Genomic DNA, 7,318 nt, shown 5'->3' on the forward strand with positions numbered 1-7,318 from the left:
ATTAACTCCATTAGCTAAATAATAAGGCGCTCTCCCAGTTTGGGAGGGCGCTTTATTTATTTACTACTTACTTGATCCGGAAAGTGAGAGAAGCCTGTGCTGAGTGTGAGAATTACAGCAGTTTGCAAGTCAGTGAGGTACAAAATGTATGACTCAAAATCAGATATAAAGATGTTTCTATCTCCTGTCTAATTCTCTCTAAGTCCGTCCAACAAGGCTGGCGACTACTGTAGCCAATTCAGCTGCTTCAATAGGTTTGGGTAAATGTAGCTGATAACCTTCTTGTATAGCTCGCATTCGATCCCCTGCCCTAGCATAAGCTGTCAACGCTGCTGCGGGAATATTTCCCCCTAGTTCTGGTGGTTGCGATCGCAGTTTGCGGATCAAAGAGTAACCATCCTCATCGGGCATACCGATGTCACTGACTAAAACATCTGGTTTCCATTGTGCAATTACCTGCAATGCTTCTTGAACTGATGCTACTGCTTTAACTTCGGCTTGACACTGTTCGAGAACTGTGGTAATAAATTCACGGGTATCGGTTTGGTCATCTACAACTACTACCCGCACACCAAGGAGGGAGACGAAGGCAGGAGGAGAAGAGAGGAAGGGGAGAGGCTGCGAGGCTGTGAAGGGAGGACTTTTCAAAAGTGGTAGCTTGACTGTAAACGTTGCTCCTTGCTCTTTACCTGGACTATCTACGCGAACAGTACCGCCATGTAATTCTACTAAATGATGCACGATCGCTAATCCTAGTCCTAATCCACCATAAGTTCTAGTGTTAGAACTGTCAGCTTGCCGAAAGCGGTCAAAGACGTAAGGGAGAAAATCAGCACTGATACCAATGCCTGTGTCAATCACCTGAATTTGGGCATATTTATCTGTTATCTGTTGTTTTTCTTCGCCTGTTACCACTGACAATTGCACCTCTACCCGTCCCCCTGTGAGTGTAAATTTGATGGCGTTGGATAGCAGATTCCAGATGATTTGCTGCAAACGCTCGAAATCACCGGAAACTAAGAATTGGGAATTTTCACCAAGCTTGCTGTCCTCTGAGTGTTGATTGCTTTGGAATTGTGCTTCTCTTGATTCTAGATTTTCGGTATTGATTCCTAATCCCAAATCTGAATTTGGTGCGATTGTTACCACGGGGAGTATCCCCGGTGGCGCATTTCGCGTTTCTTTTGAGGGAATAATAGAAAATCTTAAATCGATTTCCTTGGATTGGGCGGCTAGGCTAACAGTCTCTAGGCTCGACTCAATTATCGGAACCAAATTACCAGTACGCACATTAAGGCGTAACTTGCCTCTAATCATCCGCGATATATCTAGTAAGTCTTCAATTAGCTGGGTTTGCGCCTTAGCATTGCGCTCAATTGTCTCCGTAGCCTTAGCTATTTGACTTTCACTCAGCTTGCTTCGTTGCAGGAGTTGCGCCCAGCCCAAAATTGCATTCAGGGGCGATCGCAATTCGTGAGACAATATCCCTAGAAACTCATCTTTCATGCGGTTCGCGTCTTGCAACTGCTCAGTTTGTTTTTGCAAAGAAGCAATTAAACTAGCTCGTTCCATTGCGATCGCTATTTGGTCGCATACTGCTTGCATCATCCCCTTTTGATTTTCCGTGAAGCTTAACCGAGTCCGGCTGCCAAAAGAAAGAGTACCCAACAACCGTCCTTGGGCAATCAACGGATAACCATAATAAGCAGTAATGCCTAAAGAACGAATCAATTCTGTTTTTGGGTCAGTTGATTGCTGCACATTCTCTAGAGATATTGCAAAACTCTCCTGGGCTACAGTACCGCAAACCGATTCACCATAAGCCAACAACTCGATTTCCTTCGCCAGTTCTTGGGAAATGCCACTGTAAGACTCTAGTCGCATTACCTGGGAGTTACCCTCAACCAAATAGTTAAAATAAACATCTAAACCAATTTGCTCTCTTAGTTTTCGGTAGACGCTATCGATTAGTAGTACTGGTTCTTGGCTTGATAATAAATCGTTGGCTGTGTTAAATAGTAACTTTAGCCTTTTGTAACCTAAAGAGAGTGCTTTTTCTGCCTGTTTGAGGTTGCTAATCTCTTGGAACACCAAGATACAGGTAGCCGGATGACCGTGCATTGCTGGCAAGGTATCAGCAAATATCAGTAGAGAACGCACACCAGAGGGAGTATGCCAGTCTACCTCTAATCCATTGAGACGTTCGCCAAGGGCAACCCGTACTCCTGGCATTTGTTCATTGGGAATGCGATCGCCTGCCGCATCTGTATAGTGGTAAACTGTATGATAATGTTCTGCTGGTACACCTTTAGGAAATTCCCCCCCAGCTAATTCATTAGCAGAGCGATTTGCAAAAGTTACCCGCGCCGTTCCTGGTTCGATAAACAGCAAGGGTCTTGGCATCAGATTTAGCACATCCTCCAGCCATTTTTGCTGATTTAGAAGTATTTCTTCTGCCTGTTTGCGCTCCGTAATATCTAAAAATGCACCAACGCTTCCTCTAGTTTTACCCTCTTCATCAAACAGAGGTGCAATGTACTCCAACAGGTTGACAATTTTTCCATTTTCATGGACTACCTCAAGTTCACAATCCAAAACCTCGACACCATGAGCAGCAGAGTATTGCATTGGCAGTTCCTCTTCTGACAGTTCCCTTCCCTCTTGGTAGATTTTAAAGCTTGTCGGTTTTTTGTCACTAGGAGCGCCGAGAGAGGCATTAGTCTCTGACGATATCCCCAACTGCTTGGCAAAAGCAGGGTTTACCTTGATATTTTGGCATAGTGGATCTTCGGCAATGCCAATTCCAATGGGAATTACCTCCAACAAAGTTTGTAACTCAATAATGCGGCGCTGTAGATCCTTGTTTAGTTGTAATATTTTTTCTTTAGCCTGTTTTTGTTCGCTGATGTTGCGAGTCACAGTTGCTAAGGCAATTGGCTGACCTGTGTTGTTGTCTGTAACAGTGAAGATATTGTAATCAACTGGTATTGGTTGACCTGTTTGAAAGTGCCGAAAACAGAATTCTCCCTGCCAGCGCCCAAGTGATAGCACATTCGGCAGTATATATGCTTGAAAGTAGGCTTTGTCTTTGAGCATGAAGTAATCTAATACTGTTTTTTGCCTCACTTCGTCAAGACTAGCAAGCCCTACCAGCTTTTGACCTGCATCATTTATGTAGAGTAATTGACCCTCAAGGGTGGCGATGCCGATAAAATCAGAGCTATTTTCTACCAGCGATACTAATTTTTGTTGCTCTGCTTCTGCAAGCTTACGTTCGTTTAAGTCGAGGATAAACGCTACTGACTCTTCACGTTTTTCTCCTAACAGCACGTAACCAACTAAAACCGGGATGCGGCTACCATCCTTGCGAATATATTCTTTTTCGTAGGGCGTACAAGCACCATTGGCGTTACCTTTGGCTTCGGCGATCCCTCGCTCATCCAAGTGTAAATCCTCTGGTGGTGTGATATTGCTCCAACTTAATCTACCTGCTGACAAATCCTCCTGGGTGTAACCAATCATCCTGAGAAATTCGTCGTTTGCCTCCTGGATACCACCATACACATCGCCAAACAGAATACCAATAACGTTAGAATCTACGAAACTCCCCAGTTTATCTTGGTAGGTTCTCAGTACATCCTGAGCAAGATCGCGTTGATGGCTAAGGCGTTCAATAACCCTGGCACTTTGCCAAATCAAAATAGTAAAAATCACAATCAGGACGATCGCAAATACCGATATTGCAAAAGCCGGATCGTATTGTCCTGCGCGTTGACCTTCAACAATTACCCAGCCTAATACAAAAGGGACTGCGATCGCGGCAATCAACAAACGACGTGCAAGTAAGCCACCATAAGTATCACTTGTAACTACCCTCATTAACCCCTGTTCTGCCCGCACCCACAGAATACCTATATTTAGCAAAATGAACAACACCGCCGTATGTAAAGCCATTGATGTTGTATGAGGGGCAAGTCCGTAAAGAACTTTCACTTTGTAGGCATAGCCCATGAGCGCCTGAAAGGAAATTAAAGTAGCGATCAGAGCAATAATCTGAGCATACCAATAACTACGGTGGTTTTTGGGATTAATCAGAATCTTTAGGGCAACGCTGACCAGCATAAAGTTGACTGCTGTGTTCACCCCCATTCGCCCCGGATACAATGTCGCCATACTAGTTGGCGAATCCAGGAACAGCACCCGATCAATGCCAAGATTCCAGCCGAACAGATATTCACAAAGTGTAAGTGCAGCAATTGTGGTGACAGCTATTGCACAAACCCTAGAAATTACCAGAGTAGGGAAGTCGAGAAGTCGAAAGATCGAAGAGTGAGGGTAGTTTGGAATTGTTCTTTTCCCCTTATTCCCTGCTTTTAAAAACAACCACAATGACAAACCAGACAGTACAAAACACAACGCTGTATTAACTTTCATCGTGGCAGGACTACCAGGGAAGCCGCGCTTGAGAACTTCAATTCCAAGCCACCAGCCAATTAGCACCAAGCTGCCAACCAAAATGGGTACTACACTTGCGACTTTTGCCACAAGTGAATTTTTCGGGATTTTGAATATATCTTGCAGCCGCAAGCGGTTAACTTTTAACATTTAGTGTTCTCTAACCGCATCTATCTAGCGTAGTAAACTTCCGTATTCCTTACGGTTCAATCATCTATGCCTTTGTATTTTATGCTACCCCTTGACTGACTTTTCATCTACCCAGAAGCATATTTTTTTATTAGACAATTGAGATTAAGAATTAATAATTCAGAATTGCAGGCTATGTCGTTTACCCGATCTAACTTTTTGACCAGAAACAGCCCGATCATCTAGAACTTGTAGTTTCAATATAACTACTTGTTTGGTTCTGTTCGCAAGTCTTGTAATACCCCTTGCAAAAACTTACCCCATTCCGCCGCCAAAGGGATTTCGGTAAATGGAACGCGCACTGAGTTATCAGATTCGGAAAAGAGAAATTCTAGCTCTATAGAACGACCTTTCTGCGGTATATTATCCACATCTACTAATTTATCGTCTACTAAAAGGTTGATTTGATTAATATCAAGCAAAGAGAATGTTTCTAGTTTAATAGGCCCTTGAGGTGTGGGTTTTCCCCAAGTGAGATTATTGTCTTTTTGACCTAAAACAGCATAAATATCGTACTTAGCCCGTTCAAATTGTTCTGCCCAAGTGCGATAGGCTTCAACTTTTTGATACTCTTTCGAGCCTTGCCAAGCCAACCAGAAAAACATTACTAATAGCGGCAACCACAAAAGACCACGTTCCATCGTTTCAAAAAGTCCTGAGTAATGAAGTGAAACTTGTAACTAAAAGTGCAAAATCCACCAACAAAGGATGGAGATAAGTTATGGTAGTGAGCAAACTGGCAAAAAGCGGTGATGAGTTAATATGAGAAAGCTTATATTATTGTGCTTGTTTGTCATTGGGCTGGGATCTGCCATATTTGGTTTCCTTAATTTCCAGGGAATGGCAGTTAAAGGAGAGTTTGAGACGATTTTGCTTGATTTTCGAGAAGATATTCCATCAGATGTGGTGCAACAGAATCTCGAAGCGATCGCCAAACAATACAACGTTACACCCCAATTAGACAACAAGTTTTCCGAAAAAGACCATGTGTATATTGTCAAAGGCGATCGCCAGCGACTCCAAGAACTGAAAAAATCTCAATTTGCCCAAGCTACAGAATTTATCGAGCCAAATTACATCTATACAAAAATTCCACAACCAGGTGAAAAAGCTTGGTTAGCAGAATTTTTGAGACCCCAAGAAAATGATGATGAGACAAGCCCATCATTAACTGGCCCCAACGATCAATATTACAGCAAGCAATGGAACTTGCACAAAATCGGTATTGAAGGCGCATGGAGCCAAACCAAAGGCAGTGGCATTACAGTTGCGGTAATTGACACCGGCATTACTAAGGTGCGCGACTTATATGAGACAAAATTCGTCAAAGGCTATGATTTTGTTAACGATCGAGAAGAAGCCAAAGACGATAACGGCCACGGTACCCATGTTGCCGGAACTATTGCCCAAGCCACAAATAACAAATATGGCGTAGCTGGAATTGCTTATGAAGCCAGTCTGATGCCGTTAAAGGTACTCAGTTCTTATGGCGGCGGTACAGTTGCCGATATAGCCGAAGCGATTAAATTTGCTGCTGATAAAGGCGCAGATGTAATTAATATGAGCTTGGGCGGTGGCGGTGAAAGCAAATTGATGAAAGAAGCGATCGAGTATGCCCATAGAAAAGGCGTAGTTATCATTGCCGCAGCTGGGAATGAAAATACCAATGGCGCAAGCTATCCAGCCCGATATCCTTATGTCATCGGCGTTTCGGCAATTGGCCCAGATGGTGAAAGAGCGCCTTATTCTAACTTTGGTGCTGGCGTAGATATCTCGGCTCCAGGTGGTAGTGAAGCTGGTAAGATTCTCCAAGAAACTATCGACGAAAATGGCGAAGGCGTATTTCTTGGCTTCCAGGGTACAAGCATGGCTTCTCCCCACGTTGCCGGCGTTGCAGCATTAATCAAAGCTGCTGGTATCAAAGAACCAGATGAAATTTTAAAAGTCCTCAAGCAGTCAGCGCGAGTTATCCAAGATGATGGTTTGAACTATTATGGCGCTGGACAACTCAATGCAGAAGCAGCAGTCAGACTAGCTTTTGGGGGACAAATCAGTTTTCCAGATTTCTTTCGGTGGTTACGCGATAACGGCTATCTTAACCCTGGCTTTTGGATTGATGGTGGTGCAGTGGCACTATTACCCAAGATTTTAATGGTAGTTGGCTCTTATATACTGGCTTGGTTTTTACGGGTTTACTTCCCCTTCACTTGGAGTTGGTCTTTATCTAGTGGACTAATAGCTGGCAGTTCCGGGTTATTCTTCCTCAAGGGAATCTATATTTTTGATCTTCCCCAGTGGCCTTTCCGGGTTTTGGGCAGTTCAATTCCCGAACTAGGTAATACCCTCCAGGGAACTGATGCCTTGAATCCCCTATTTGCCAGCGTACTGATTCCCATTTTGTTAATGGCATTACTGCTGGGAAATCCTAGTTGGAAATGGTTTGCCATTGGTTCAACATTAGGTGTAGCAGCCTGCTTGACAGTAAGTGCGTTTTTAGATCCGGCTGTTTGGGGTTTGGGAAGTGGCAACATAGCACGCCTCTTCCTCATCGCCAATGCCCTAATCTGTTATGGACTTGCTCGTTTAGCATTGAAAAACGAAGAAAAAATAGCATAAATGGGGAATGGGGCACTTGTACTGAGCGACTTGTGCCGAGCGAAGCCGAGGTAAGTCG

At 43.8% G+C, this 7,318-nt stretch carries 3 protein-coding genes; 1 reads left to right on the forward strand and 2 read right to left on the reverse strand.

The window, feature by feature from the left end:
- Positions 1–198 precede the first annotated feature (198 nt).
- Together HWQ36_RS00780 and HWQ36_RS00785 are read right to left on the reverse strand one after the other, a co-directional pair.
- Positions 199–4,605 (reverse strand): PAS domain S-box protein, encoded by a 4,407-nt coding sequence (locus HWQ36_RS00780; protein WP_292697053.1) that lies wholly within the window; start codon positions 4,603–4,605, stop codon positions 199–201.
- Positions 4,606–4,850: 245 nt separating this feature from the next.
- Positions 4,851–5,285 (reverse strand): hypothetical protein, encoded by a 435-nt coding sequence (locus HWQ36_RS00785; protein ID WP_292697056.1) that lies wholly within the window; start codon positions 5,283–5,285, stop codon positions 4,851–4,853.
- A 121-nt stretch (positions 5,286–5,406) separates the two neighbouring features.
- Here HWQ36_RS00785 and HWQ36_RS00790 point away from each other — a divergent pair, with 121 nt between their 5' ends.
- Positions 5,407–7,260: a S8 family peptidase gene (locus HWQ36_RS00790; RefSeq protein WP_292697059.1), complete on the forward strand. Its 1,854-nt coding sequence runs from the start codon at positions 5,407–5,409 to the stop codon at positions 7,258–7,260.
- Positions 7,261–7,318: the final 58 nt, after the last annotated feature.

This window comes from Nostoc sp. NMS2 (assembly GCF_017115105.1).
Classification (GTDB): Bacteria; Cyanobacteriota; Cyanobacteriia; order Cyanobacteriales; family Nostocaceae; genus Nostoc.